Genomic DNA, 25,298 nt, shown 5'->3' on the forward strand with positions numbered 1-25,298 from the left:
GTGAGAATTCAACAAAAATAATATCAGCACTTGTATTGTATTTTAAGTAATAGTAAAATCCCCCCCCCTAATAAATGGCAAAAAAAATAGTAGATATCTGTCATTTTTTATCATTTAAGAAAATTGAACTTAAAAAAATGAAAATATTTTCCGTAATTTATAAATCTCGAAAAACTTTGAAGTCTTTTAATTTTCTTAAATTTGAACAAATATTATTATGAAATCGCGGGTAAAAAATTCCATCCAACAGATAACGAAGTTGGCGATTACATAAGACCAAAAAAAATAAATAACGACTTATGAAAAAAATTCAAATGGTTGACTTACAAAGTCAATACTACAAGATAAAACCTGATGTAGATAATGCTATTTTGAGTGTGATGAATTCCGCTACATTCATCAATGGACCCGAAGTGAAATCTTTTCAAACAGAGTTGGAGCAATATTTAGACGTAAAACACGTAATTCCTTGTGCAAACGGAACCGATGCTTTGCAAATTGCTTTGATGGCATTGAATTTACAGGAAGGCGATGAAGTAATTACCGCAGATTTTACTTTTGCAGCGACCGTAGAAGTCATTCATTTATTGAAGTTGAAAGCCGTTTTAGTCGATGTAGATTACGATACATTTACCATGGATACGGATAAGTTGAAGGCTGCTATCACCTCAAAAACGAAAGCGATTATTCCGGTGCATCTTTTTGGGCAATGTTCCAATATGGAAGCGATTTTAAATATCGCGAAAGCCCAGAACCTTCATGTCATCGAAGATAATGCCCAAGCAATTGGCTCCGAATTTACTTTTTCTGATGGAACGGTGAAGAAGGCGGGAACGATGGGAATTCTTGGAACTACTTCTTTTTTTCCATCAAAAAATCTAGGGTGTTATGGTGATGGTGGAGCAATTTTCACCAATGATGATGGACTCGCACACAAGATTAGAGGCATCGTAAATCATGGAATGTACGAAAGATATTACCACGATGAGGTGGGTGTGAACTCCCGCTTAGACAGTATTCAAGCCACAGTTTTAAGAAAAAAACTGCCGCTTCTCGATACGTATAACGAAGCCCGAAGAAAAGCAGCCGATTATTATGACGAAGCTTTTGCGGGAAATCCCAATATTTTAACACCGAAAAGAGCCGAAAATTCCACCCACGTTTTTCACCAATATACTGTAAGAATAACCAACGGAAAAAGAAACGAACTGCAACAATTCCTCACCGAAAAAGAAATTCCGGCCATGATTTATTACCCAGTAGCATTGCGAAAACAGAAAGCCTATTTCCAAGAAAGTAATGATGCAGATTTTGTAAATACTGATAAATTATTGAAAGAAGTCATTTCTTTACCGATGCACACCGAATTGGATGAAGAGCAGTTGAAATATATTTCGGATGCGGTTTTGGAGTTTATGAGTTAAGTTTTACAAGTTGTACTTACTTTACTTTGTCAAAGTTTTATGAAATGTGATAGTTACTTTGACAAAGTTTTGTGAAGTATTTTCGTTGTTTTGACAGCGTTTCCTTTATGTGATTTACTTTGTCAAAGTTTTTTGCAGTATGATAGTTACTTTGACAAAGTTTCGTAATAAAATAGTTTTGCTTTATGGAAATAAGAACAGATCGATTAGAGCCCGATTTTTTTTATCACATTTATAACCGAGGAATAAATGGAACTAAAATTTTTGATACTGAAGAAAATTATCTATATTTCTTAAGAAGATTGAAAGTTTTTATTTCTCCCGTTTGCCAATTTTATGCATTTTGTTTAATGCCCAATCATTTTCATTTCGTTATAAGAATAAAGTCCGAAAAAGAGATAAATGAATTTTTACTTGAAAATAATAAGAAAATTAATTTTAAAGAAGATGGATTACATTCTTACGACGCTATAATTAGCAAACAATTTGCAAAATTTTTAAGTTCTTATTCTCAAGCATTTAATAGATTTAATAAATTTAGAACCGGACCATTGCTGGAATCTCCTTTTAAAAGAATAAGAATTGAGAATGAAGAATATTTAAGAAAATTAATCGTTTATGTTCATCAAAATCCTAAAGATTTTGTGAATAGATTAGAAGATTATCCATTTTCATCATTTAAAACTTTAATTTCAAGTGATTCAACTTTTTTGAAAAGAGAAGAGGTTATGGAAATTTTTGGTGATATAGAAAATTTCATATTTTGTCATCAAAAAGAAGAATTTTTAGATTAAAAAGTCAGATGCAAAACTTTGTCAAAGTATACAAAAATGCTTCTGAAAACTTTGACAAAGTGCAAATCGCAAAAAATTTAAACAAAGACCAATAAAAGCGAAATTACCAAAATAGGAAAACCACAATAAAAATCACTCATTACCCATCACTCATTACCCATCATTCATTACCCCTAAAAAAAATGACCATACTCGTTACCGGCGGACTCGGCTACATCGGATCCCACACCGTGGTAGAACTTTTAAAAAATAATTTTCAAGTTATTATAGTAGATGACTTATCCAATTCGGAGAAATTTATTCTCGATAATATTGAAAAAGTAGCAGGTAAAAGGCCGGTTTTTTTTCCTTTTGATTTGAGACGAAAGGAATTGCTTTATCAGGTTTTTGAAGCTTATGAAATCGATGGCTGTATTAATTTCGCGGCTTTCAAAGCAGTAGGAGAGAGCCAGGAAAAACCGTTGGATTACTATGAAAATAATTTATTTTCTTTAATTAATATCCTTCAGGAATTTAAAAATAGAAATCTAACAAATTTTATTTTCAGTTCTTCTTGTACGGTTTACGGGCAAGCCGATCAACAACCAATCGACGAAAATACGCCTTTGAAAACACCAGAATCTTCTTACGGAAAAACCAAGCAAATGGGCGAGGAAATCCTGAAAGATTTTGCCACAGCATATCAAAAAAAAGTTTCTTTACTACGATATTTTAATCCAATTGGTTCGCATCCTTCAGCGCTGTTAGGTGAATTACCCATCGGAATTCCCAATAATTTGGTTCCATTTGTCACACAAACAGCAGCCGGAATTCGGGAAAGACTTTCGATCTTCGGAAATGACTATCCAACCGAAGATGGTACTGCGGTTCGTGATTATATTTACGTGGTCGATTTAGCAAAAGCACACGTAAAAGCGCTACAGAAATTAATAAACGAAACTGCTGAAACCGTCATCGATATTTACAATCTAGGAACTGGAAAAGGATCATCAGTTTTAGAAGTGGTTGAATCGTTTGAAAGAGCCAATAAGGTAAAAGTTCCCTATCAAATCTGCGAACGAAGAGCAGGCGACATTACTGTTGCTTATGCCAATGCAGACAAAGCCGAAAGAGAACTCGGTTGGAAAGCTGAAACGCCTTTGGATGAGGCATTACGAACCACTTGGGAATGGCAAAAATATTTGGCAAAAAAAGAATTTTAATTTTTCGCGCAGATTTATAAAACTCCTCTCCTTTGGAGCGGGATTTAGCGTTAGGGAATCAAAATAAAATCCTGAAAATTAATTTTCAGGATTTTATTTTTTATTTGGCTCTTTTCTTACATTGGTGGGCCTTGATCATCACCACCTTGGCTGTTAGAATTAATATCTTTTTTACGTTTTGGTGCATCTACTTTTTCACCTTGTTTGAAACGGTAAGTCAAAGAAACAGTGAAACTTCTTGGGTTCCAGCGCATGTAGGAATCTTTTTCGTAGCTTGGGCCAAAACTGGTTGTTTTTCTACCTCTAGTTCCCAAAATATCTTGGATGTTGAAGGCGATGGTTCCATTGTTTTTCCAGATGGTTTTATTGGCGCCGAAATTTAAGACATACATATCTTTGCTTTCGCTGGAAGCCGTTTTCTGTCCACCTCGGTAAAAACCTTGAACTTGCATACTCAATGTTTTATCGATTTTAAAACTGTTGGTTAAACGAACTCTTGACGATACTCCTGAACCATCAAAAGAAAGTGGTTTTGTCATTCTGGTGGGGTCGAAATAAGAACCATCTGATTGATAACCAAAAAGATCGACACTGGCCATAATTTTGTACCACGAGAAAAGATCGGCTGTTAAATTTAGATCTAAACCATAGCTTGTCTCATTTCCTACATTATAAGGACTGGTGACCAAAACATCTGAACCAACGGCTTCGCTGAGTACAACAAATTTCACATCACCCGTAGTTTTTCTATAATATAAGGTTGGATTAATAGTGAATTTTTTCTTCTGAATCGCGTAACCCAATTCAAAGGAATCGATGTAAGATGGATCTAAATCTTCATTTCCACGGAACAAATTCTGGCGGTTTGCCAAGGAAGTTGGGTAGGGAATCATAAACCAAGAACGCGGTCTGTTAATCCTTCTGGAATAGTTCAATAACAATTGATTATGGGTACTTCCTAAATCATAACTTAAGAAAACACTTGGGAAAAATTCGGTGTAATCTTTCTTTTTATTAGAGGTATTTCCGCTTAAACTTTGATATTCAATATTGATTAATGAGTTTTCTGCTCTTATCCCAAGTTGGTAACCGATTTTATCAAATTTACTTTTAAATTGAGCATATCCGGCATTAATGGTTTCGTCATAAATAGTATTTCCACTGTATGCATTGACAATGCCGTAGTTTAAGCCAGCATCTGTTTCGCGATTTAGGAAATCGTAATCATTCACATTATTATCAATTCGATAACCTGCTTCTATTTTTGATTTTTCGCCGATTGGCAATTCATAATCAACTTTACCGATTACTGATTTGTTGATGGTATTATTGTTTCCGATACTGCCATATTCGAACACCGATTCATCGAATTCTTTTGAATCTTCGGTGGATTTATTGTCACTTTTTTGTAAACTTAAGGAAAGGTAAATGTTATGACCGCTATCATTAAACTTATGATCCAAACCGATATCACCTTGCAAGGAAAGGTTTTCGCTGTCTCCTAAAGCCGTTGTTTGCGAATAGTTGGTGAGCATTCTGCTGGCATCATAACTAAAGTTATCTACTTTGTTATTACTATTGCTGGAGAAATTCCGAACCATTCCCGATAAATTGAATGATGTTTTCTCCGTTAAATCAACCGCAAATCCGCCCGTCGCATTATAAAAATTACTTTCACTTTTATTTTTAGAGTTTTGCTCAAAATATCTGGTCGTTGCAAGTGTTGTGGGATCAAAGAATCGCGTATCGCTATCACTTTTTCCTTCACCTTCTCGGTAACCGCCACCGCCATTAACAAACCAGGTCCAGTTTCCTTTTTTCCAGCTGAGGTTGGTGTTTAAGTTGGTGCTTGGTAAATAGCCTACACTTCCGCTCACGCTACCATTGAAGCCCATCCCTTTGGTTTTCTTTAAAATAATATTTAAGATTCCGGCCGTGCCACTCGCTTCAAATTTTGAGGAAGGATTGGTAATCACCTCAATTCTTTCGATTTGGTCTGCTGGGATCGATTGCAAGGCATTGGCGCCACTGTCGATTCCTAGAAGAGCAGAAGGTTTTCCGTTAATCAGGAATTTTACGTTGGAGTTTCCACGCATGGATACCGTCCCATCTGTTTCTACGGAGACCGATGGAACATTGCCCAAAACATCTTGTAGATTTCCTCCTTTGCTAATGATGTCAGTGGAAGGATCGTAGACTTTTTTGTCTAACTCAACACGGTAGGGTTTTACTGCAGTGGCAGTGATGGTAACGCCCTCAATATCCTTGGTTCTACCGTTGGTCATGGTTCCTTCTGGATCGACGGTGAAGTTACCCAGACTTCCGCCTGCTGAAATTTGTTTGTTTAAAGTTGCTTTTTTATAATCAATCGCTTCGATCGAAATGTCGTAATTTCCAGGAGTAAGCGCAAGCTTGTATTCCCCCTTTTCATCACTTAAAGCTGCATCGCTGAACAGTTTGTTCGCTTTGTTGCTGAAGGTAATTGATGCGTAAGGAACGGCATTGTTTTGTTTGTCTACAATTTTCCCGCTTACATTTACTTTCTGCTGTGCAAACGCTAAACTGGCTGCACCCAAAACGAACGCAAGTCCTAAAGTTCGTTTTTTAATAATTGATGAAATCTCAATTTTGTTCGTCATAATTTTAGTTTAAACTATACTGATTGTTTTTTTTAACAAAAGTTAAATTAAATGTTTGTTTAATATTTTCTTTTCTAAAAATCCCAGGTTTAAAACATAGGATTATTTAATTTCGATTTATTTAATGTTTTTAGAATTCAACCAATCCTGATATTTTTTAGCATTAACCGCATGTTCAGCCGCACTTGCTGTAAATTTGTGAAATCCAAAGCGTGCCGGATCCGCGCACATATAAATAAACTCATTGTTTTCTGAATCTAAAACAGCGTCAACCGAATTTTTATCAACCATACAAATAGGCCCGGGCGGAATTCCCGCAGAAAAATAGGTATTGTAAGGAGAGGGTTCCCGCAGATGTTTGTAAAAAACCCTTCTGATCGGATCTCCCTGAAAATTATTGGCTTTGCTTACCGCATAAATTACGGTAGGATCGCTTTGCAGTTTCATCCCTTTTCGATGTCGGTTCAGATATAATCCAGCTACGGTTTTCATTTCATCAGGTTTGCCACCTGTTTCTTTGTAAACTAAAGAAGCCAAAGCGTAGATTTGATCACGACTTAATTCTAAACTTTGTTGTTTGGCTTTTCTTTCTGCGTTCCAAAAATTATCATATTGATTTTCAAATTTCTTAAAGAATTCCTCTGGAGTTACCGTCCAGAAAAAATTATAAGTATCGATGAAGAAATATTTTTTCAGGTCTTCTGCATTGTTATAACCTTTTGCAGTAGCGATTTTATTTAAATCGGTAGCGAATTTTAGGGAATCCAATTCTGTTTTTTTTACCACTTTCCCAACCATTTGATAAACGGTGAAAAAATCACCGATTCTAAAAGTGTTTTCGGTTTGATTTCCTGCTTTAATCATGTTGACCAAATCGGTATTGTTGGTTCCAGATTTAATTCGGTAGCGGCCTGCATGAAAAAATTTAGTAAGGTTTTTGCTTGTTGCAACTTCCGCAAATTGTTCTTTATTTTTTAAATAAGGCGAAATAGAATCAAGAATAGCGGTAAAATTTGCGGAATGTGGAATCAAAATATAGCCTTCTTTTTCTACGTTATTCCCATAAAATTTTTGGTAATATTGATAGCCAAAGAAACTTCCGATTGCAAAAATCAGAAATACAATTATGGAAATAATTCCAACATTTTTTTTCATGTCTAAATAAAAAATCTATTAAAAATTAAATTTCCCTTTGAAAACCTGTTTCGCTGGTCCTTCTAACCAAATGTTTTTGAAGCTTTTTCCGTCTTGTTCTGCATATACTTTTAGATTTCCACCCAGAACTTTTACTTTTACGCAAGAAATTTTTTTATCTTTCAAAAAAACCAGAGCCGCAGCGGTTGCTCCTGTTCCGCAGCTGAAAGTTTCATCTTCAACGCCTCTTTCATACGTTCTAAGGAATATTTCATCTTCAGCAATTTCTTCTATAAAATTAACGTTGATTCCTTCTTCACAATAAGACGCAGAATTTCTAATTTTGTTACCATGGTCGAAAACTTTATAATCCTTTAACTTTTCTACGAAGGATACGTAATGCGGCGAACCGGTATTCAGCTCAAAGTTTCCCCCGATATTTTTTATGAACGGTACATCGATCATTTTGAGTTTAATGATGCCATTGTTGATTTCGGCCTCATGTAAACCGTCAATGGCGGTAAAGGTTGTTTGGTCTTCGAATATATCAAGAAAATGGGCAAAAGCGACCAAACACCTGCCACCATTTCCACACATGGTGCTTTCATTTCCGTCGGAATTATAATAGACCATTTTGAAATCAGCTGCCGGATCATTTTCTAGCAAAATTAACCCATCACCACCGATACCGAAACGGCGGTCGCATAATTTTTCAATAATTTCTTGTTCTTTGGGAAACTGCAAATCACGATTGTCAATCATGACGAAATCATTTCCGGTTCCTTGATATTTATAAAATCTGAGGGTGTTTTGCATAAGAAAAAGGTTTTTATCGCTTGTGATTTTGGGATTGCAAAGATACTTAATTCTTTAGCAATCAAAGCGTGGGTCAAGATAGACTGCATCAGTTACTGTTATTGATAAGACGGTCTTTTTTCCATTCAAAATAACCAATAATTGCCATCACGGTGAAAACTAAAAATTGAATAGAAGTAATTCCGAGTCCTTTGTAAATCATCATAGGAATACAAATGATATCTCCGATAATCCAGAATATCCAGTTTTCGATGCGTCTCTTCGCCATTAACCACATTCCGACGAGAAAAATTGCAGTGGTTAGAATATCTAACCAATTTGCCCAATCGAGATGGTATAAACCGAGTTCAACATTAATCATCGAAAAATGATTATCAATAAAAGGTTTATAATAATAAACCATCGTAACTAAATTTAAACTCAAAATAAATAAAATGGTGGCGAAAATCCATTCTTTTTTGGTTGCCCAAGAAACTTCTACATGAACGTGATCTTCGGAATGTTTGGACCATAAAATCCAGCCGTAAATACTCATTACCGAATAATAAAAATTAATCATCATATCGCCAAGAAGCCCGAAAACAAAGAGAATATAAACATAAAGTACGGTGGAAATAATACCTGTCGGATAAACCCAAATGTTTTTTTTAATTGAAAAATAAACGCTTAGAATGCCGAAAGTCATTGCAATTGTTTCTAAAACAATTTGATATGTTTCGTAGGATGCGTACGGTTTTAGGAATAATTCATAAAAATTCATAAGTTCAAAGATAGGAATTTCAGGGAAAAAGCAGATGTGTGACTTGGGTCACAAAGGTTCTTAGATAGACTGCCTATCTTTGAGCAAATAAGAGTCATGAAAAAAGTTTTTTTATTAAGTTCAGTTGCATTATTTTTTATGCAGTGTGGTACCAAAGTAACAACACCAGAAATGTCGGGCGACACCGTTGTTGTTGAGAAAGCATCAATCAGCTCAGATTCATTGAAAAGTTTTGCAACGGAAACCAAGAAACTTTTAATGAAAAATGTAGGCGAACAAATGCAGAAAGGAGGACCAGAATCGGCCTTAGAGTTTTGTAATATCGAAGCTATGCCTTTAACACAATCGATGTCTGAAAAACATGGCTTAGAAATTTCTAGAGTTTCTGATAAAATGCGTAATCCTAAAAACGTAGCCAATGCAGAAGAGTTAAAGCTGATCGAACAATATAAAAAACAACTTTTAGCGGGTGAACTTTTAAAGCCAGTTCGTACCGAGACGCATTATTATGAACCGTTAGTGACCAATGCAATGTGTTTGCAATGCCATGGTGAACCGGGAAAAAATATAAAACCAAATGTTTCCGCAAAAATCGCAGAATTGTATCCGGGCGATTTAGCAATGGGTTACAAAGAAAACGAAGTCCGCGGATTGATTGTTATTAAAACTAAGTAGTTTATTTCCATATTTTTATTTGTTAAGATAGACCGTCGCCTGGTGCGGCGGTTTATTTTTTGATGATTCAACTTGGTCAAGCTTATTTCTAGCCGAATGGTTTTTCTAAGTGATTTTACCAAAAAAAATCCCTGCAAAATGATTTGCGGGGATTTGTTCTTTTAAAAAGTTATGGACTAAACTCCACAGGAGCCTCCTTCATTGGTGTAGCCCATTTTCATTAACATTTTGTCGAGCAAACACCAATTGGTCAGTGAGGATTGTAGTAGATTAACTCCTACAAAACCAGTCAGCCACAAAAAGTTTTGGCTTACGTAAATGGATAAAAGGATGCTTACCAAAATCATGGTTCCAGCAAATGCGTGTATTATTCTATTTCTCATATCTAGTTATTTATTATTTTTAAAAGGGGATATGCAATCGTCCAAGTTCAAAAGTATTAGTTTATAAACTTTTTTATGTCGATTTCATAATTATTTATTGAAATTTTAAAATTGTTGTTCCAAAGCGACCAGCGCAATATGAATATTTGAAAGGCTTTCTTGCTCATTGTTGAATTTTGTAATTTTTTCAATGATTTGGGCAGTGTGTTCCTCTAAGACAAAAACGGTGAAGAGCAAAGACTCGGTCTCTGAATAGGAAGTGGCAAACCAGCTGTCGGTAACAATACGATTGGTTTCGTTTTTAAAACCGTTTACCTCATTGTAGGTAAATGATTTTGCACCCGATTTTACCAATATGTTTTTCACATCATTTTCAAATTCCTTGATGGCCGTGATAAGTAAAAGTTTCATAATGAGATTTTTATTGTTTTTATTTTGTCTTACGCGCTCGCCTGAATTCTTCTATTTTTAATTAAAATATTTGTTAATGGCGATTTCATAATTTAATTTTTTAAAATTCTCTGTCGAAAAGCAATTTCGACAGAGAACGTGGTTCATTAATCCTGAATATCTTCTTCAATATAAACAGGTTCTACCGGTTCATTCTGGATCCATTTGTCTTTTTCAGACATATAATAAATCAGTGGAATTACAATCAGCGTGAGTAATGTGGAGATTATTGCTCCAAATACAAGTGAAATTGCCAAACCTTGGAAAATGGGATCGAAAAGAATTACGACTGCTCCGATTACAACTGCTCCAGTTGTTAATAAAATTGGAGTTGTTCTCACTGCTCCTGCTTCTATGATTGCTCTTTTTATAGGTGCTCCTTCTCTCAAACGAATTTCTATAAAATCGATTAATAAAATGGAATTCCGCACCATTATTCCCGCTAAAGCAATCATTCCGATAAATGAAGTTGCCGTAAAGAAAGCGTCTAATAACCAGTGTCCAAGTACAATTCCGATCAAGGAAAGCGGTATCGCAATCATCATCATAATTGGGGTTTTGAAATTTTGAAACCAACCGACAATCAACATATAAATAATGATAATTACGACTAAAAATGCAATCCCTAAATCCCGGAAAACTTCCAAGGTAATTTGCCATTCTCCGTCCCATTTCACGGTGTAGTTGGATTCATCTTTTGGCGAGTTCATGTACAATTCGTTCAATTCATATCCTGCTGGAAGTTTGATGTTTTTCAGTTTTTCATCCATTCCCAAAATTGCATAAGCCGGACTTTCTAATCCTCCTGCCATATCTGCCAAAATATAAACCACGCGTTTTTGGTCTTTTCTGTAAATGGATTTTTCTAAAGTTTCTCGCTGAACTTTCACCAAATCACTTACAGGAACCATTCCGGCTGCACCTTTTACCTTTAAATCGGTAATGTCGGAAATGCTGGTTTTTTCTCCATCTTTTAATTTCATCACAATATCAACAGCGTCGTTGGATTTTGGATCATATAAATTTCCGATGGAATGTTCACCAATCAAATAGGTTAAATTTCCTACAATTTGTTGTGGCGCAACTCCGTTCAACATTGCTTTTTCTTTATCTGTAACAATTTTGAATTCGGTTTGTGGCGCTTCAACCATCCAATCTACATCTACAACATCATCGGTATTGATGAGGATTTTCTGCACGTCATCCGCAATTCTTATTTGCTCATTATAATCTGGTCCATAAACTTCTGCAACAATGGTAGATAAAACGGGTGGTCCAGGTGGAACTTCTACAATTTTTACATTCGCACCGTATTTTTTGGCAATCTTATGAATTTCTGGACGAATCACTTTTGCGACATCGTGACTTTGCAAATCTCGATTTTCTTTGTGCAAAAGATTGACCTGTATATCCGCAGTATTGCTGCTTCCACGCATGTCGTAATGACGAACCAATCCATTAAAAGTAATCGGAGAAGCAGAACCAATATAAGATTGATAATTCACCACTTCCGGAACGGTTTTCAAATATTGTGCAATATCTTGTGTTGCAGCCGCAGTTCTTTCTAAAGTTGCTCCTTCTGGTAAATCGATTACGACTTGCACTTCATTTTTGTTATCAAAAGGTAGCATTTTTACAGCCACCCATTTTGCCGGAAAAGCAAACATAGAAATCATTAATAATACAAAAGTAACTCCGAGCATCGTCCATCTTTTTTTACTACTATCCAATAATGGCTGCTCAATTTTTTTGTAAATTTTAAAAATGAAACCGGTTTCCAGACCTTGTTCTTCTTTATGTTCTTCGGAATCTTTTACTTTTAATAAATGGAATCCTAAATACGGCGTAATCGTTAAAGCAATAAATAAGGAAAGCAACATCGCAATCGACGCTCCAATAGGCATCGGCGACATATAAGGTCCCATCATTCCAGAAACAAATGCCATTGGTAAAATTGCTGCAATTACCGTAAATGTTGCTAAAATTGTAGGATTTCCTACTTCATTAATGGCGAAAATTGCGGCTTGCTTGAACGGTAATTTCTTCATGTGGAAATGCCGGTGCATATTTTCTGCGATGATAATACTGTCATCCACGACAATTCCCACCACGAAAACCAAGGCGAAAAGTGTAATTCTATTCAGCGTATATCCCAACATATAATAGGAAAATAGCGTGAGTGCAAAAGTTAAAGGAACGGATAGAAAAACCACCAATCCACCTCTCCATCCCATTGCAAGCATTACCAAAATGGTTACCGCAACAATCGCAATTCCAAGATGTCCCATTAATTCTGAAACTTTATGAGATGCAGTTTCACCATAATTTCTGGTAACTTCTACGTGAACATCATTCGGAATTAAAGTTTTCTTTAAAGTTTCTACTTTTGTTAAAATCTCCTCGGAAATTTTCATCGCATCTGCACCTTTCACTTTCGAAACTGAAAGGGTAACTGCAGGATATTCTGATAAAAAACTCTTGCCTTTTTCAGTAGCGTTTCCGTAGCCGAAATTCACATAATTGGTGGAAGAAGAAGCACCATCTTCAATTTTTGCGACTTGTTTTAGATAAACCGGCATATTCTGCGAAGTTCCGATGACGAGATTTCCAACATCTTCTGCAGAACTCAAAAATTCTCCAGTGGTCAGTAAATATTCTGCGTCATTGCTCGTAAAACTTCCTGATTGGGAACTTCCGTTATTGGCTTGTATCATTTGCATAATTCCCAATGCATCTACATTGGATTCTGCCATTTTATCTTTGTCAACAATTACTTTTAGTTGTCGGCTTCTTCCGCCAATCACGTTGGTTAGGGAAACATCTTTTATTTTTTTTACTTCAGAAGAAAGTTCTTCGGTAATTTGTCTTAATTGAAAATCATTATAATTTTCGCTCCAAAGTGTGAGTCCCAACATCGGAACATCGTCTATGGAACGGGTTTTTATCAATGGTTCATAAACTCCTTTTGGGAAGATGTTTTTATTTTTCATCATCTCATCATAGAGTTTCACGTAAGAACGTTCTGTATCTTCGCCCACGTAAAATTGTACGATAATCATGGCTTTTCCGTTCATCGCCATACTGTGAACGTGCTCTACACCTTTGATGTTGGAAATTATTTTTTCCAAAGGTTTCACCACACGATTTTCTACTTCCGTAGGATTTGCACCTGGATAACCGACCATTACGTCTGCCATCGGAACAATAATTTGTGGCTCTTCTTCTCTTGGTATTAAGGTTGAACTGTACGCGCCAATCACCATCAAAGCAACCATCAAAAGTATGGTGAGTTTTGAATTGATGAAAACCGAGGCAATTTTTCCTGATATTCCGTCTTGCATAATTTTATTTTTTTAATTTAACAATGTATCAATGTAGCAGTTTACCAATTTTGTGTACTGTCATTGCACATTGTTATATTATTACATTGTTACACTGATACATTTTTACACTGATACACTGTTACATTGTTACATTATTTTGTTACTTTCGCTCCGTTATACAATTTTCCTTGTGCAGAAACGATGTACGGTTCTTTCGCATTCAAACCAGATAAAATCTCCACTTGATCACCGAAATTTTTCCCAACTTTCACCCAACGAAGAATCGCGGTGTTGCTTGAACTTACTGTGTAAACTCCCGTTAATTGTCCGTTTTCTACCAAAGCAGATTTTGGAATTACCACACCTTCTTGAAAATCTTGGTTGGATTTTCCTGTATTTTTAAAAGGAAATTGTACATTTACAAACATTCCTGATAAGAGATTTTTGCTGTCGGAAACATTTATTTTCACCATATATTGTCCACCAGTATTTGCAGAAGATTTGCTAATTTCTGCAACCGTTCCAGTTAAAACTTGGTTGGTAGATTTCAACGTAATTTTCACCGGCATTCCTTGTTGAACGAGGATAATATTTTGTTCGGAAACCAAAACTTGCGCTTGCAAAGCCGAGGGAGATTCAATCGTTAAAATCGGCATTCCTGGACTTGCCATATCGCCTTGTTCTGCATATTTCGCAGTGATTACTCCAGAAATTGGAGCCGTTACATTGGTGTATCTGTATTGTGCATTCACTTCACTTTTCATTGCTTGAGCTGCGTCTAATCCTGCTTTAGCCATTTCGTATCGCGCTCTCATATCATCGAGTTCTTTTTGAGAAGCACTTTGACTTTTATATAAATTAGAGAAACGATCGTAATCTTTTTTAGCAATATTAAAATTGGCTTGTGCTTGTGAAATTTGCGCATTTGCTTGTCCACCTTTTGCTTGAATATCGGTGGAATTGATGCTTACCAACAATTGACCTGCACTCACATTTTGCCCAACTTCTGCGCGCAATCCAGTGATGTAGCCCATCATTCTTGTGCTTACATTCACAGAATTTTTGGAAACTAATTTCCCACTTGCGGTTGCAAAAGCACCTTCAGAATTAGATTCTGGTTGATTGACGGTTACTTGAATTGGTTTTTGCGTAAGTGTTGCATCTTTTTCATCTGCGGAACAACTCATCGATAAACCTAAAAGTAGGACGGAGTAAACTAATATTTTCATAATTTTATATTTTGAGATAATAGACTGATAGATAATAGACTGATAGACTTTAGACAAGGAGATGTGAGATTAGAATAGGTCTCAAATCTCGTGTCTCTTAATCTCACGTCTATTTTAAAAATTTAAAGTATTCTAAAGCCGAGTTATATTCATAAATTGCTTGTTGATATTCCAACTCTTTTTGGGACATTTGGGTTTCTGCAGAAAGTAAATCTGATGATTTTTCTAAACCTTGATCGTATCTATTTTTTCTAATTCTGTACGCTTCTGCACTTTGATCCCAAGATAATTTGGTTAATGAAACTTTTCGGTCTGCATCCAAAACCTGTCTATAAGATTTGTTGAGTTCTAACTGATTTTGCTTTTGATATTGCAAAATTTCAGTTTTTGCTTTAGAAAGATCTGCTTTGTATTTTTCTTGTTCGCTTTTTGCTTTGTAACCATCAAAAACATTCCAAGACAATTGTAAACCAACCAAATATCCGTTTGCATCAAATTGATAAGGTTTGTTATCATACATTTCGAAACTTCCAAACGCATTTAATTTCGGTAAAGATTTCGCTTTGGAAGATTTGATGAGGTAATCATAAGCATCTAAAGATTTTTCGTACGCTTGTAAATCTTTTCTGTTCACATTCAGTTGCGGATTTTCTTCTAAAATATTTTCGTGGTAAGAAAATTCATCTTGAGGTTGGAACACTTTATTTTCAGAATCTTCATTCAGCAAAAAATAGAGATAATCTGAAGCATTTCTCACATTGGATTTCGCATATTGAATTTGACTTTCGATTTCAGAAACACGCACATTCATATACAAAACTTCAGATTTTTGAATCATACCGTTTTTGTAATAATTGTCGATTACTTTTTTGTTGGCAAGCGTTGTTTTTTTTGCTTCTTCCAAAACTTTCACCACTTTATACGCCATTTGCAATTGCAAATACGCTTTGTTCAAATCAAATTGAAGGTATTCTTTGGTTCGTTCTGCTTTAATTTTCAAAACATCTACTTGAACTTCTCCTGCTTTTTTCTTGTAAACCGCATCTTTATTAAAAATCGGTTGCTGAACTTCTAATTTTGTAGCGAAATTGAAAATATTATCTGGACTATTCAACCTTGTAGGATCAAAATCCATCATCGTAATTCTTTCTTGGTTGAGTTTAGAACCAAATGCCATCAAAGGATTATTGGTGGAAATTCCTGTGTAGGAAGCGGTTATATTTGGCAAATACATCGCTCTGGTTTCCAGCAAACTCGCTTTTGCAGAATTTACCTCATCATTGGCTAATTTTACCGATAAATTTTGCCCTTCAATTTTGGCTTCCAAATCTTTCTTGGAAACCTGAATGGTATCTTGACCAAAAACTTGGACAGAAATAAGGAATAGGAATAATAGTTTTTTCATTAATATTAATTTGATGACAAAAGTAGGGTAGTAAAAAATCTTGTACAGTGATGTTTATCACATAGCCGATGAATAAAGAAATTTTGGAAAAATTTTTCTTTGCAGTTATTATCTTTGAAAATCTGTGTACCAAATAAAATAGAACCCCGAAAAAAAATCGAGGTTCTATTTTTATTATTAATGTTAATTTATTTTAACCTACAATAATATTCGTATTCATCGTCACTTTCGATTTGATGGAATTTGAAATCAAACAATGTTGTTCTGATTTTTGCAAAACGCGTTCTGCTTTTTCGCGATCGTTTTCGTTTACGATGGTTACAGTTGGTTCCAAAATGATTTCCGTCATTAGAAATTTTCCGTCCACTTGTTCTAATTTTCCGCTGGATTTACAAGAAAAACCAGTGAATTCTAATTTAGAATTTTCAGCAATAGAAAGAAAAGTCGTCATCAAACAACTTGAAACGGCAGAAGTGAAAAGATGTTCCGGAGACCAAATTCCTTCGACCCCTTTCGGAAATTGCGGTGGAGTTGCAATTTCTACCGTTGTAGAAAGTTCTGGCGAAGACATTTCGCCTTGTCGGTCTTTGGTCCAAGCGATATTTACGTTATATAAATGTGCATCCATCATATTAAATTTTAGAGTTTAAACTTGCCCAACCGCCACCATTGTGAACATCGGTATAGCCATTATTTAAAAGAATAGTTTTTGCAGAACCACTTCTCATTCCCGAAGCACAGCACGTAATGATGGTTTTATTTTTATCTTTTAATCTTGCTAAATTGTTTGAAAGTTGATCTACCGGAATGTTGATGGAGTTTTTCACATGACCACTAGCAAATTCTCCTTTACTGCGAACATCAAGAACGATGGCACCTTTTTTTACCAGGTCAGCGTAATCTGTTTTTGTGAATCCGAAAAATTGATTAATAGTGTCTAACATAAATTTGTGATTTTTATTGATTTAATACTGCAAATTTAGGTCAGTTGAAATTCCGTTACAGTAACTTACATCACAGAACGCACATTTCTTTTAACCACAAAAGAAACAAAAGCACACTGTAAATAATTAGTTATTCAAAAGTATGCAAAAGCGAAATGCTTTTCATAATGCTTTTTTGCCCCGAAATTTCGGGATTGATTAACTTAAAAATGATAAAACTGTTGTGCCTTCTGTGGCTAAATTTTTTGCGTAAGAACTCACAGAAGTTCAATTTTATTTCTGGAAAGTTTTACAAGATGTTCTTTTTCCATTTGTTTTAAAACGCGGCTGGTTGCTTCTCTTGTAATGCCCAATTCATCGGCTAATTGCTGATGCGTAACCGAAATTTCTTTGGATTGATAGAGTTGGGTTTTTTGTTTGATGAGGTGTAAAAGTCGGGTATCAATTTTTTGAAATGCCACAGAATTTACCACATCAAGCAATTCTTCAAAACGTTTTTGATAGAGATTAAAAATAAAGTCGGTCCAATCTGGATAATTTTTCACCCATTCTTTGGCTTTATCTGCGGGAATAAGCATCAGTTCTGCATCTTCTTCTACAATTGCTTTTATTTTTGAGGTTTCATTTTTCATTCCTGCCAAAATCGAAACGATGCAACTTTCACCTGGAGTTAAATAATAGAGTAGAATTTCTCGACCGTCTTCTTCGGTTCTGATCACCTTAATACTGCCCGACACAACGACCGGAATATTCTTAATATAAGAATCCATGTTGACGATAACTTCACCTGCAGCAAAATGTTTTAGGTTTCCGGACTCTTCAATTTCTTTTACTAAATCCGACTGGAAAATATCTTTTAAAATCATGGGTTAAAGTTAATGAGAATTAGTCTTCAATTTCAAATAATTGCGGTTGTTTTTCATTATTAAAAGATTAGAATTTGATTGATAACTCATTTCTAAATTATTCTTATTTATATTTTTTTATTTCCCCACTTTTGAGTCTTCTCAAGTAGCTGGCAAGGTCTTTCCGAACTTCACCAGATAGGAAATACATACCGATAATATTTGGTACTGCCATGGCGAGGATCATCATGTCTGAAAAATCCATTACAACACCTAAACTTGATGAAGCTCCGATGACGGTAAAAATCAGGAATAATATTTTATAGGTATTTTCCATAAACTTGTTATTCCCAAAAAGGTAAGTCCACGCTTTCATTCCATAATAAGACCAAGAAATCATGGTGGAAAAAGCAAAAAGAATGATTGCGACAAGTAAGACATATCTAAACCAAGGAAGAACGCTGCTGAATGCTCTTGAGGTTAAGGCAGAACCTTCTAATCCATTTGTATCTTGGGCAAATCCTGTGAATATTAAAACCAATGCCGTCATGGTACAGATAATCACTGTGTCGATAAATGGTTCTAGTAAAGCTACGAAACCTTCGGAAATTGGTTCGTCTGTTTTTACTGCCGAGTGGGCAATAGCAGCTGACCCAACACCAGCTTCATTGGAAAAGGCAGCCCTACGGAATCCCATAATTAGCACGCCCATAAATCCGCCCGCAATTCCATCTGGCGAGAACGCTCCATTCCAAATCTGCGCAAACGCAGACCCCAGGTTGTGAATCTCGGCACCGATAATGACTAGACATGAAACGACATAGATAACTACCATGAAAGGAACAATTTTATCCGTTACACTTGCAATTTTTTTAATTCCACCAATGATTACTGCTCCCACAAAAATAGCGATGACCATTCCATACCAAAATCCTTTCCCTTCAAATACGGGAAAAATATTGACCACCTGTGCAAAACTCTGATTGGCTTGAAACATATTTCCACCACCAAAAGAGCCGCCTACACAGAGCAGCGCAAATAAAATAGCTAAAACTTTTCCGCTATTCTTAAAACCTTTTCGTGCTAAGCCTTCTGATAGGTAGTACATCGGTCCACCGGAAACTTCTCCTTTCTCATTAATTTTTCTATATTTAACACCAAGCGTACATTCCACAAACTTAGAAGACATTCCAATAATTCCAGCTACGATCATCCAAAACGTCGCACCAGCGCCGCCTAAACTTACCGCAACTGCAACGCCAGCAATATTCCCTAAGCCTACCGTTCCCGAGAGCGCAGTTACCAAGGCTTGAAAGTGGGAGACTTCTCCCGGTTCATTGGGATCGTCATACTTTCCCCGGATTAATTCTAAAGCATGTTTGACTCCCGTGAAATTGATGAAGTTAAACCGAACGGTAAAGAATACCGCACCGATGATGAGCCACAGCACAATAAAAGGCATCTCGAAACCAAGAAACGCAAAGGGTTCAAAGAAAATAATAATACTGAAAAAATTAACAATTGGCTCGAAAACCGCATTGATTTTTTTATCGAGACTTTCAGTTTTGGTTTGTGCAGTAAGGTAAAATAATGGTAACATGAGAAATAGTACCGCGTAGAATTTTGATCGCATAAAAAATTGTTATTTTTATAATATTCAGCAATATGCACAAAAAAAAATAAAAAGATGGTTTTTCAACATAATTTATTCTGAAATTTTATTACTTTCGTAGTCTTTTAACAGACTTTACAACATTAAAATCTAAACAAATAAAATGTCAAATCTTTGGAAAACAAAATCTCTTAGCCAACTTTTGCAAAATGCAGATGATTCGGAAAAGGGACTTAAACGAACATTGAGTGCAACTTCGCTTGTGGCTTTAGGAATTGGAGCCATCATTGGAGCTGGTTTATTTTCATTAACGGGTATTGCTTCTGCAGAAAATGCTGGGCCTGCCGTAGTTTATTCTTTTATTCTTGCTGCCTTGGGTTGTGCTTTTGCGGGACTATGTTACGCGGAATTCGCATCGATGATTCCGGTGGCCGGGAGCGCCTATACTTACTCGTATGCAACAATGGGAGAATTTATGGCATGGATTATTGGTTGGGATTTGGTGCTTGAATATGCTCTGGGTGCTGCTACTGTTGCCTCTTCTTGGTCTCAATATGTTGCAAAGTTTATGTTGAGTTTTGGTATTACCTTACCAAATTCCTTATTGCATGGTCCTTGGGACGAAACGTCAGGGTATGTAAATCTTCCCGCAATTTTAATTATCTGCTTACTTTCTTTATTATTAATAAAAGGGACTAAAGAATCAGCGCTGATCAATAATATATTGGTTATTCTGAAGGTAACTGTTGTTTTAGTATTTATCGCGCTTGGATGGGGTTTCATTAATCCTGAAAATCACCAACCATTTATCCCAGTGAACGAAGGTGAGGTGTTGATGGGGCAAGGTAAAATGGGCTTTTTTGAATTCTTCCAGAGTGATTATTTTGGTCATTACGGATGGAGTGGAATTCTGAGAGGTGCCGGCGTTGTTTTCTTCGCTTTCATCGGATTTGATGCGGTAAGTACCGCTGCCCAAGAAGCGAAAAATCCACAAAAAGGAATGCCTATAGGAATCATTGGTTCATTGATTATCTGTACCATATTGTATGTACTTTTTTCTTATGTATTAACAGGGCTGGAAAATTATGTAAACTTCAAAGGTGATGCTAGTCCAGTAACAACTGCATTTGCGAAGACCGGTTATACTTTTCTAAACTCTGCCCTTACCATCGCAATTATTGCCGGATATACGTCGGTGATGTTGGTGATGTTGATGGGGCAAAGTCGTGTATTTTATAGCATGAGTGTTGATGGGTTGCTTCCTAAATTCTTCAGTGATGTACATCCCAAAACCAGCACGCCTTGGAAAACAAATATTATCTTCATGATCTTTGTGAGTTTATTTGCAGGATTTGTTCCCGTGTCCGACTTGGGTCACATGGTCAGTATCGGAACTCTATTTGCCTTCTCGCTGGTATGTATCGGTGTGGTAGTGATGAGAAAGACGAATCCAGATGCGGTTCGTGGTTTCCGAGTTCCTTTAGTTCCCTTGGTGCCTATTTTAGGAGTGATTATATGTGTCGCTTTGATGGCAGGTTTACCGATTGAAAGTTGGGAGAGACTTGGGATCTGGTTAGCTTTAGGTTTGGTGATCTACTTTGTTTATGGAAAAAAACATTCTAAAATAAATAATCAGCAATAAAATAAAATCCCGTATTTGAGGCGGTATTTTTGTTGCGATCAATTTCTTATTATTAAAACAAATCAATAAAAAGGGTATTGCATTCTGTTCAATACCCTTTCTGTAGGAAAATATAGTGCTTAATTCAAAGGTGATTGCTGCTGCTTAAAATGCTATTTATTACTCAATTTGACGTTAATCACCGCCAATGCAGATTTTACATCACGCATTTTTTCCATGGATTCGGCATCGATTTCAATATCAAAAACTTCTTCCACATCAAGTATAACATCAACTAAATTAGCGGAGTTAATATTTAAATCATTGATGAAATCTGTGTTTTCATTGATGTTTTCTAACGCTTCCTCATTTCTGACATAAGGTTTTACGATTTCTTTGAGTTTTTTCAGAGCCTCTTCCTTGTTCATATTTTTGTTTTAAATTTATTAAGAATATTTTTTAATGATAATACAACCATTCACATCGCCAAAACCAAAACTTACTTTTGCCGCAATATTTATTTCTTTATTTAACAATATTTGTGGAATACACTTAGCATCGATGATTGCGGTAATTTCTGGATTCAAATCTTCGCAATTCTTATTGGGAGCTACAAAATTTTCAGTCAGTTGCAAGATGGTTGCAACCGTTTCGATACTTCCCGCTGCGGAAAGACAATGTCCAGTCAAAGCTTTAAGAGAATTGATGTATGGGAAATTTTTCGCCGAACGGTTTAAAGCTTCGGCTAAATTTTGAATTTCAGTAGCATCTTTTGAAGTTGCAGTTAAATGTCCGCTGATATAATCAATATCTTTTGCTTCAATTCCAGCATCCAGAATTGCATCTTTCACACATTTTTGTACTGCAGTGGAATTGGGCGCAGTCATACTGCCACCACCACGTTGCCCGCCAGAATTAAGATTTCCACCCAGTATTTCGCAATATATTTTTGCATTTCTTGCTAAGGCAGATTCCAGATCTTCGATGACCAAAGCGCCGGCGCCACTTCCAGGCACAAACCCTGCAGCAGAAGCACTCATCGGTCGGGAGGCTTTTTCTGGATCATTATTGAATTTGTAATTACATACTTTTATCGCATCAAAACCCGCCCAAATATAAGGGCCAGAATCACTCGTGCTTCCGGCTAAAATACGTTTTGCTTTTCCAGATTTTATGCGGTCAAACGCCATTAAAATACTTTCTGTTCCGGTGGTGCAAGCGGACGAATTCGTGGTGACTTGGTTTCCCAAGCCTAATTTCCCGCCTAAGTAAGCAGAAATTCCACTATTCATGGTTTGTGAAACGGCGGTGCTGCCCAATCGCCGAGTTTGCAGGGCATCGATTTTATAAATACTTTCACGGAATTTTTCAATCCCTGAAGTTCCTGTTCCGAATATCGTTCCGCTATCCCAATCAGGATTTTTACCTTCTGAAATTTGTAAACCAGCATCTTTCCAAGCTTCTAAACCCGCGATAACACCGTACATAATTCCGGTCGAATTGAAATTCCTTAATTCTAAATCGGTAAAATACTCGTCTACATTATTTTTGTCAATGGGCGGAGTCCCGGAAACCTGACAGGAAAATTTCAGGTCAGCTAATTGTTGATCAAACTGAATTCCAGAACGGCCTTCTTTTAAAGCTGATTTAAAATCTTCTAAACCAACTCCATTGGGAGCAACGACTCCTAATCCGGTGATGACAACTCTTCTTTCCATTTTAATTAACTTTAATAATTCCAGCAATTGTTCCTTCACAAACGATTTCTGATTTTTCATTCATCATTTTTACTTTGCATTTCAGTTTATTAAATCGAAAATATATTTTTTCTGAAATCACCGTCACTTTTTCACCCGGAAAAACGGGTTTTATAAATTCAATGTCGGTTGAAGTTAAACCAATTTGGCTTTCTTCAGTCAAATCACTTCCAACCAGAAAAATTCCCAAACAAACCAAGCCGATTTGCGCCATTGTTTCGGTTAAAATAACTTCAGGAGTAATTGGATTGTTGACAAAATGACCTTTGTAGAAATCTAAATCTTCTTTAAAAGTGAAAGTTCCGGTCACACCATTTTCGTCAACGCTCACCAAATCATCCACGAATAAAAATGGAGTATTGTAAGGCAGATTTTTAATTATTTCTTCTATAATCATTGATTAGTTAAATGTAATTTAAAATTTAAAATCTATCTCAAATGTTCACCACCATCTACTGGTATTACACCACCATTAATCCAAGCGGCTTCATCTTGACAAAGTAAACCAACCACATTAGCTACCTCTTCCGGCGTGGTTAATCTTTTAAATGGATTTCTTTTTTTTGAATATTCTTTTATTTCTTCACTTCCGGGAATCATTTGCAGAGATCGTGTATCTGTCACTCCAGCCTGAATACAATTGGAACGTAAACCAAAAGGAGCAAATTCCAAAGCGATACTTCTTGAGATGGCTTCCAATGAGGCCTTTGCAGCCGAAACTGCGGCGTAATTATCAATGGGTTTCTTACTTCCTTCACTGGTAAAAGCAAGAATTCTGGCATCTTCAGCAAATAAATTTTCATTAAAAATTAATTTTGTCCAATCATATAAACTCGTCGACATGGCTTGCAAAGTAATGGAGAAGTCATCGGTGGAAAGACTTTCGTTTTCTGAGCCAATCATTGGTTTTAAATTTCCTTTGGCAATACTATGCAATAGACAACGGATTTTTCCATCTGTTCCCAACGCTAATTTTATTTCTGCTAAAACATCCTTTTGATGTTGCAGATTTAAAACGTCTTTATTTAAACTTAAAAACTGAATATTTTGATTTTTAATTAAAGTAAATCCTTCATTGATACTTTCCATTTCTGCACGGGAATTACGGTGAATAATACAAATATTCATTCCTTCTAAAGCTAATTTTTTTGCAGAAGCTAATCCCAATCCTGAACTTCCGCCCAAGATTAAAGTCCAGTAATTTGTATTTTCAAATCTTCTTACCATTGTAGTAAAACTCTTTGTGCAGAAAAGCCGGGCCCGAAACTGAGCATCAAACCTCTCTCATCTTTCTGCGGTTTTTGATTCATGATTTCTTCTAAAACATACAAAACGGTCGCACTCGACATATTTCCGTAGAGTCGCAAAACCTCTTTTGTCGTATCAATGTTTTTACCCAATTCTGAAAATAAACCTTCCACCATTTGGACGATTTTTTTTCCGCCCGGATGAAATATGAGGTGATCAATATCTTTAATTTCTAAATTTTGTTTCGCTAAAAACGGATGGATGATATTTGGGAAATGTGCTCCAATCGTGTCTGGGACTTCAATATCCAGGATCATTTGTAAGCCAGAATTGGTGAGTTTGAAACCCATCATATGTTCATTATTATAAAAATGATACATTTCTTCCGCAAGAATCTCCGGACCTTCCGCATCTTCATCAGAAGAAAGTAGAACACAAGCCGCACCGTCACCAAAAATTGCGGCACTTACAATATTTGCTATAGAAAAATCTTCCAGTTGAAAAGTGGCGGTTGGACTTTCCACTGCAATGACAGCGGCGCGTTTACCCGGATTTGCTTGAAGAAAATTTTTCGCGTAAATAATTCCGGAAACGCCCGCCGCACAACCCATTTCGGTTACCGGCAAACGAACAATATCTTGGCGTAAATTTAATCGATTAATCAGATAGGCATCTAGAGACGGAATCATAATTCCAGTGCAACTTACGGTGATAATATAATCCAGAGATTGCGGTTTCCAATTGGCTTTTTTTAAAGCTTTGTCCAAAACTTGCTCGCCCAAAATAACGACTTCGCGGGCATAAATGTTATTTTTTTCTTCGAAAGAAGTGGCGGTAAAAACTTCTGCTGGATCCATAATTGAATATCTTTCATCCACTGCAGCGCCTTCAAATATTTTTTTGACTTTACGAATAAACCGACTTTCCTGACCTTCTAACCAGAGATCGAGGAAAGGCAAGACTTCGGAAGTTTTTCGGGAATATTTTGGGAGTTGCTTTGCAACGGTAACTATTTTTACACTCATTAATTGAATATT

Annotated in this window: 23 protein-coding genes; 5 read left to right on the top strand and 18 right to left on the bottom strand. The window is 36.0% G+C overall.

The genetic code is table 11. From position 1 onward, the window contains the following. Positions 1-299: 299 nt before the first annotated feature. The 3 genes from QWY78_RS04900 to galE all read left to right on the top strand — a co-directional run bounded on the left by QWY78_RS04900 (position 300) and on the right by galE (position 3,420). A complete protein-coding gene (locus QWY78_RS04900; protein WP_290217172.1) occupies positions 300-1,424 on the top strand; it encodes a DegT/DnrJ/EryC1/StrS family aminotransferase in 1,125 nt (374 codons plus the stop codon). Between the two features lie 185 nt (positions 1,425-1,609). Further along, positions 1,610-2,218, top strand: a complete 609-nt coding sequence (locus QWY78_RS04905; RefSeq protein ID WP_290217173.1) for a hypothetical protein — start codon at positions 1,610-1,612, stop codon at positions 2,216-2,218. Positions 2,219-2,400: 182 nt separating this feature from the next. Next, positions 2,401-3,420, top strand: coding sequence for a UDP-glucose 4-epimerase GalE (gene galE / locus QWY78_RS04910; RefSeq protein WP_290217175.1), 1,020 nt, complete (start codon positions 2,401-2,403; stop codon positions 3,418-3,420). A 116-nt stretch (positions 3,421-3,536) separates the two neighbouring features. On the opposite strand, the gene QWY78_RS04915 is transcribed toward galE, so the two are convergent. From QWY78_RS04915 to pnuC, 4 genes are all read right to left on the bottom strand, one after another. Next, entirely contained in the window at positions 3,537-6,059 is a 2,523-nt protein-coding gene (locus QWY78_RS04915) for a TonB-dependent receptor (protein WP_290217177.1), read from the bottom strand. A gap of 117 nt (positions 6,060-6,176) precedes the next feature. Next, positions 6,177-7,214: an endolytic transglycosylase MltG gene (gene mltG, locus QWY78_RS04920; protein WP_290217179.1), complete on the bottom strand. Its 1,038-nt coding sequence runs from the start codon at positions 7,212-7,214 to the stop codon at positions 6,177-6,179. An 18-nt stretch (positions 7,215-7,232) separates the two neighbouring features. Beyond that, the gene (dapF, locus tag QWY78_RS04925; RefSeq protein ID WP_290217180.1) at positions 7,233-8,009 is read right to left on the bottom strand and encodes a diaminopimelate epimerase; all 777 of its coding nucleotides are present in this window, start codon (positions 8,007-8,009) and stop codon (positions 7,233-7,235) included. A gap of 88 nt (positions 8,010-8,097) precedes the next feature. Beyond that, complete coding sequence (gene pnuC / locus QWY78_RS04930) at positions 8,098-8,769, bottom strand: nicotinamide riboside transporter PnuC (RefSeq protein ID WP_290217182.1); 672 nt, start codon at positions 8,767-8,769, stop codon at positions 8,098-8,100. 96 nt (positions 8,770-8,865) lie between these two features. Between pnuC and QWY78_RS04935 the strand changes: the two genes are divergently transcribed. Next, on the top strand, positions 8,866-9,444 hold the full coding sequence (locus tag QWY78_RS04935; RefSeq protein ID WP_290217184.1) for a Tll0287-like domain-containing protein: 579 nt from the start codon (positions 8,866-8,868) through the stop codon (positions 9,442-9,444). Positions 9,445-9,620: 176 nt separating this feature from the next. Here QWY78_RS04935 and QWY78_RS04940 read toward each other — a convergent pair whose 3' ends face one another. From QWY78_RS04940 to QWY78_RS04980, 9 genes are all read right to left on the bottom strand, one after another. Next, a complete protein-coding gene (locus QWY78_RS04940; protein WP_290217186.1) occupies positions 9,621-9,827 on the bottom strand; it encodes a YgaP family membrane protein in 207 nt (68 codons plus the stop codon). 105 nt (positions 9,828-9,932) lie between these two features. Then, positions 9,933-10,238 (bottom strand): P-II family nitrogen regulator, encoded by a 306-nt coding sequence (locus tag QWY78_RS04945; RefSeq protein WP_290217188.1) that lies wholly within the window; start codon positions 10,236-10,238, stop codon positions 9,933-9,935. 146 nt (positions 10,239-10,384) lie between these two features. Continuing rightward, entirely contained in the window at positions 10,385-13,618 is a 3,234-nt protein-coding gene (locus tag QWY78_RS04950) for an efflux RND transporter permease subunit (RefSeq protein ID WP_290217189.1), read from the bottom strand. A 134-nt stretch (positions 13,619-13,752) separates the two neighbouring features. Then, on the bottom strand, positions 13,753-14,829 hold the full coding sequence (locus QWY78_RS04955; protein WP_290217191.1) for an efflux RND transporter periplasmic adaptor subunit: 1,077 nt from the start codon (positions 14,827-14,829) through the stop codon (positions 13,753-13,755). A 109-nt stretch (positions 14,830-14,938) separates the two neighbouring features. Further along, entirely contained in the window at positions 14,939-16,234 is a 1,296-nt protein-coding gene (locus QWY78_RS04960) for a TolC family protein (RefSeq protein ID WP_290217193.1), read from the bottom strand. 193 nt (positions 16,235-16,427) lie between these two features. Further along, positions 16,428-16,865, bottom strand: coding sequence for an OsmC family protein (locus QWY78_RS04965; protein WP_290217195.1), 438 nt, complete (start codon positions 16,863-16,865; stop codon positions 16,428-16,430). Between the two features lies 1 nt (position 16,866). Further along, positions 16,867-17,178, bottom strand: a complete 312-nt coding sequence (locus tag QWY78_RS04970; protein ID WP_290217197.1) for a rhodanese-like domain-containing protein — start codon at positions 17,176-17,178, stop codon at positions 16,867-16,869. A gap of 257 nt (positions 17,179-17,435) precedes the next feature. Continuing rightward, positions 17,436-18,044 (bottom strand): Crp/Fnr family transcriptional regulator, encoded by a 609-nt coding sequence (locus tag QWY78_RS04975; protein WP_290217199.1) that lies wholly within the window; start codon positions 18,042-18,044, stop codon positions 17,436-17,438. Between the two features lie 103 nt (positions 18,045-18,147). Continuing rightward, the gene (locus QWY78_RS04980) at positions 18,148-19,656 is read right to left on the bottom strand and encodes an alanine/glycine:cation symporter family protein (protein ID WP_435389049.1); all 1,509 of its coding nucleotides are present in this window, start codon (positions 19,654-19,656) and stop codon (positions 18,148-18,150) included. A gap of 142 nt (positions 19,657-19,798) precedes the next feature. Here QWY78_RS04980 and QWY78_RS04985 point away from each other — a divergent pair, with 142 nt between their 5' ends. Next, entirely contained in the window at positions 19,799-21,277 is a 1,479-nt protein-coding gene (locus QWY78_RS04985) for an amino acid permease (protein ID WP_290217202.1), read from the top strand. A 152-nt stretch (positions 21,278-21,429) separates the two neighbouring features. On the opposite strand, the gene QWY78_RS04990 is transcribed toward QWY78_RS04985, so the two are convergent. From QWY78_RS04990 to QWY78_RS05010, 5 genes are read right to left on the bottom strand one after another with little or no spacing between them, the layout of a single operon-like run. Further along, positions 21,430-21,684 carry an acyl carrier protein gene (locus QWY78_RS04990; protein ID WP_290217204.1) on the bottom strand — a complete coding sequence of 85 codons (255 nt, stop codon included), beginning with the start codon at positions 21,682-21,684 and terminating at the stop codon, positions 21,430-21,432. Positions 21,685-21,702: 18 nt separating this feature from the next. Then, entirely contained in the window at positions 21,703-22,974 is a 1,272-nt protein-coding gene (locus QWY78_RS04995) for a beta-ketoacyl-[acyl-carrier-protein] synthase family protein (RefSeq protein ID WP_290217339.1), read from the bottom strand. 1 nt (position 22,975) lies between these two features. Beyond that, positions 22,976-23,410 (bottom strand): 3-hydroxyacyl-ACP dehydratase FabZ family protein, encoded by a 435-nt coding sequence (locus QWY78_RS05000; RefSeq protein WP_290217206.1) that lies wholly within the window; start codon positions 23,408-23,410, stop codon positions 22,976-22,978. A gap of 32 nt (positions 23,411-23,442) precedes the next feature. Next, on the bottom strand, positions 23,443-24,240 hold the full coding sequence (locus QWY78_RS05005; RefSeq protein ID WP_290217208.1) for an SDR family oxidoreductase: 798 nt from the start codon (positions 24,238-24,240) through the stop codon (positions 23,443-23,445). After that, positions 24,234-25,286, bottom strand: a complete 1,053-nt coding sequence (locus tag QWY78_RS05010) for a type III polyketide synthase (protein WP_290217210.1) — start codon at positions 25,284-25,286, stop codon at positions 24,234-24,236. The genes QWY78_RS05005 and QWY78_RS05010 overlap by 7 nt, the downstream gene beginning before the upstream one ends. Positions 25,287-25,298 lie beyond the last annotated feature (12 nt).

It is taken from the genome of Kaistella yonginensis, assembly GCF_030409525.1.
In the GTDB taxonomy this organism is placed as follows: domain Bacteria; phylum Bacteroidota; class Bacteroidia; order Flavobacteriales; family Weeksellaceae; genus Kaistella; species Kaistella yonginensis.

Excerpts from the sequence above, each read along its gene's own strand:
- QWY78_RS04900 (WP_290217172.1), top strand. The coding sequence starts at position 300 with ATGAAAAAAATTCAAATGGTTGACTTACAAAGTCAATACTACAAGATA.
- QWY78_RS04905 (WP_290217173.1), top strand. The coding sequence starts at position 1,610 with ATGGAAATAAGAACAGATCGATTAGAGCCCGATTTTTTTTATCACATT.
- galE (WP_290217175.1), top strand. The coding sequence starts at position 2,401 with ATGACCATACTCGTTACCGGCGGACTCGGCTACATCGGATCCCACACC.
- QWY78_RS04915 (WP_290217177.1), bottom strand. The coding sequence starts at position 6,059 with ATGACGAACAAAATTGAGATTTCATCAATTATTAAAAAACGAACTTTA.
- mltG (WP_290217179.1), bottom strand. The coding sequence starts at position 7,214 with ATGAAAAAAAATGTTGGAATTATTTCCATAATTGTATTTCTGATTTTT.
- dapF (WP_290217180.1), bottom strand. The coding sequence starts at position 8,009 with ATGCAAAACACCCTCAGATTTTATAAATATCAAGGAACCGGAAATGAT.
- pnuC (WP_290217182.1), bottom strand. The coding sequence starts at position 8,769 with ATGAATTTTTATGAATTATTCCTAAAACCGTACGCATCCTACGAAACA.
- QWY78_RS04935 (WP_290217184.1), top strand. The coding sequence starts at position 8,866 with ATGAAAAAAGTTTTTTTATTAAGTTCAGTTGCATTATTTTTTATGCAG.
- QWY78_RS04940 (WP_290217186.1), bottom strand. The coding sequence starts at position 9,827 with ATGAGAAATAGAATAATACACGCATTTGCTGGAACCATGATTTTGGTA.
- QWY78_RS04945 (WP_290217188.1), bottom strand. The coding sequence starts at position 10,238 with ATGAAACTTTTACTTATCACGGCCATCAAGGAATTTGAAAATGATGTG.
- QWY78_RS04950 (WP_290217189.1), bottom strand. The coding sequence starts at position 13,618 with ATGCAAGACGGAATATCAGGAAAAATTGCCTCGGTTTTCATCAATTCA.
- QWY78_RS04955 (WP_290217191.1), bottom strand. The coding sequence starts at position 14,829 with ATGAAAATATTAGTTTACTCCGTCCTACTTTTAGGTTTATCGATGAGT.
- QWY78_RS04960 (WP_290217193.1), bottom strand. The coding sequence starts at position 16,234 with ATGAAAAAACTATTATTCCTATTCCTTATTTCTGTCCAAGTTTTTGGT.
- QWY78_RS04965 (WP_290217195.1), bottom strand. The coding sequence starts at position 16,865 with ATGATGGATGCACATTTATATAACGTAAATATCGCTTGGACCAAAGAC.
- QWY78_RS04970 (WP_290217197.1), bottom strand. The coding sequence starts at position 17,178 with ATGTTAGACACTATTAATCAATTTTTCGGATTCACAAAAACAGATTAC.
- QWY78_RS04975 (WP_290217199.1), bottom strand. The coding sequence starts at position 18,044 with ATGATTTTAAAAGATATTTTCCAGTCGGATTTAGTAAAAGAAATTGAA.
- QWY78_RS04980 (WP_435389049.1), bottom strand. The coding sequence starts at position 19,656 with ATGCGATCAAAATTCTACGCGGTACTATTTCTCATGTTACCATTATTT.
- QWY78_RS04985 (WP_290217202.1), top strand. The coding sequence starts at position 19,799 with ATGTCAAATCTTTGGAAAACAAAATCTCTTAGCCAACTTTTGCAAAAT.
- QWY78_RS04990 (WP_290217204.1), bottom strand. The coding sequence starts at position 21,684 with ATGAACAAGGAAGAGGCTCTGAAAAAACTCAAAGAAATCGTAAAACCT.
- QWY78_RS04995 (WP_290217339.1), bottom strand. The coding sequence starts at position 22,974 with ATGGAAAGAAGAGTTGTCATCACCGGATTAGGAGTCGTTGCTCCCAAT.
- QWY78_RS05000 (WP_290217206.1), bottom strand. The coding sequence starts at position 23,410 with ATGATTATAGAAGAAATAATTAAAAATCTGCCTTACAATACTCCATTT.
- QWY78_RS05005 (WP_290217208.1), bottom strand. The coding sequence starts at position 24,240 with ATGGTAAGAAGATTTGAAAATACAAATTACTGGACTTTAATCTTGGGC.
- QWY78_RS05010 (WP_290217210.1), bottom strand. The coding sequence starts at position 25,286 with ATGAGTGTAAAAATAGTTACCGTTGCAAAGCAACTCCCAAAATATTCC.